2 protein-coding genes are annotated in these 1,747 nt (G+C 65.5%); both read left to right on the top strand.

Annotated features, from left to right (window positions below; translation table 11 throughout):
- Nucleotide 1: 1 nt before the first annotated feature.
- Nucleotides 2–511, top strand: a complete 510-nt coding sequence (locus tag ABIE08_RS23585) for a hypothetical protein (RefSeq protein WP_354554590.1) — start codon at nt 2–4, stop codon at nt 509–511.
- Between the two features lie 3 nt (nt 512–514).
- A complete protein-coding gene (locus ABIE08_RS23590; protein ID WP_354554591.1) occupies nt 515–1,747 on the top strand; it encodes an HlyD family secretion protein in 1,233 nt (410 codons plus the stop codon).

Raw genomic sequence — 1,747 nt, forward strand, 5'->3', positions numbered from 1 at the left:
GATGGACGATAAAATTCACCCGGTGGCGATCGAACACCTGCCGTTTTTCATAACCGCGCCGGGCCAGACGGACATCCTCTTCAACGTGATGGTCGTCTTCATGCTGGTGGCGATCCTTGTCGTCGGCAATCTGTACTTTCAGCTGCATGCCTTTCCCGAGCGCATGGCGCATCGCACCAATGTGGTGCAGATGGAAATCGTCGCCGTGCTGGCGCTGATCTCGCTCTTCACCCACAACCACCTGTTCTGGATCGCCGGCCTGCTGCTGGCGCTGGTCCGCTTCCCGGATTTCTCCAGCCCGCTGGGATCGATCGCCGGTTCGCTCGAGCGCATCGCCGGACAGCGCAACAGCGGCATGGATGAACCCACCCTGGCGGTCGGGCCGCACAGCACCCAGACACTGCCATCGCCCCCACCTCCCGGCAGGCCCGCAGAATCCGTCGTTTCCGACCTGGACGAACAGATACCCGGCCCGACCCCAGACGCCAACACGCCGAAAGAGGGACACTGAGCGATGCTCGAGTTGCTGCTCTGCTCGATGCTCACCATCCTTCCCGACTACCTCATTCGCCGTTACGGCCAGGGGAAGCGGATCGGTCGCGAGATCACCCTCTATTCGGTCTGGTACGAACTGCGCTGGGGCATCACCGCCTGCCTCATCCTGACGGTTTCGCTGATTACGCTGATCTTCTACTTCCACCCCTCGACCAAGAATGTCACCGCCGTCTTCCGCACCATCTCGATCCTGCCGGAGACGGCTGGCCGCGTCGCCAAGGTGTTCGTCGGCGTCAATGAGAAGGTCGAGGCGGGCGCCCCGCTGTTCCAGCTCGACGATTCCGAACAGCAGGCCGCGCGCGAATCGGCCCAGCGCCGCATCGCCGAGATCGATGCCGAGGTGAAGGTCGCGGAAACCGAGCTCGCCTCCGCCGATGGCGCCATCCGCCAGGCGGAGGGCGCCTATCAGCAGGCGCTGAACGAGCTGGAAACCAAGCAGGAGCTGATGCGCCGCAACGCCAATGTCGTCGCCACGCGCGAGATCGAGCGATTGCAGGTCGCCGCCGATGGCCGCCAGGGCGCGGTCGATGCGGCGATCGGCAACAAGCGCACGCTGCAGTCGCGGCTCACCTCGCTGCTTCCGGCCCAGCGCGCCAGCGCCGAAGCCGCCCTCGCCCAGGCCCAGGTCGAACTCGACAAGATGCTGGTGCGCGCGGGCGTCGCCGGCACGCTGCAGCAGTTCACGCTGCGGCCGGGCGACGTCGTCAACCCGATGCTTCGGCCCGCCGGCATCCTGGTTCCGGCCGAAGCCGGGCGGGTCGCCCTGATCGCCGGCTTCGGCCAGATCGAGACCCAGGTGATGAAGGTCGGCATGATCGCCGAGGCGACCTGCATCGGCAAACCCTTCACCATCCTCCCCATGGTCGTCACCCAGGTTCAGGATGTCGTGGCATCGGGCCAGTTCCGTCCGACCGACCTGCTGATCGACGTCCAGAAGCTCGGTCAGCCCGGCTCGATCACCGTCTATCTGGAGCCGCTCTATCCCGGCGAGCTGGAAGGCGTCCCGCCGGGCGGAAGCTGCATCGCCAACGCCTATACCAACAACCATGATGCGCTGGCGGACAAGAACATCAGCGGGCCGCGCTGGCTGTTCCTGCATGTCGTCGACGCCGTCGCGGTGGTTCATGCCGCGATCCTGCGCATGCAGGCCATCCTGCTACCCGTGCAGACGCTGGTCTTCGGCGGCCACTGA

It is taken from the genome of Kaistia defluvii (assembly GCF_040548815.1).
In the GTDB taxonomy this organism is placed as follows: Bacteria; Pseudomonadota; Alphaproteobacteria; order Rhizobiales; family Kaistiaceae; genus Kaistia; species Kaistia defluvii_A.

Coding starts and splice junctions, on each gene's coding strand:
- ABIE08_RS23585 (WP_354554590.1), top strand. CDS start 2: ATGGACGATAAAATTCACCCGGTGGCGATCGAACACCTGCCGTTTTTC.
- ABIE08_RS23590 (WP_354554591.1), top strand. CDS start 515: ATGCTCGAGTTGCTGCTCTGCTCGATGCTCACCATCCTTCCCGACTAC.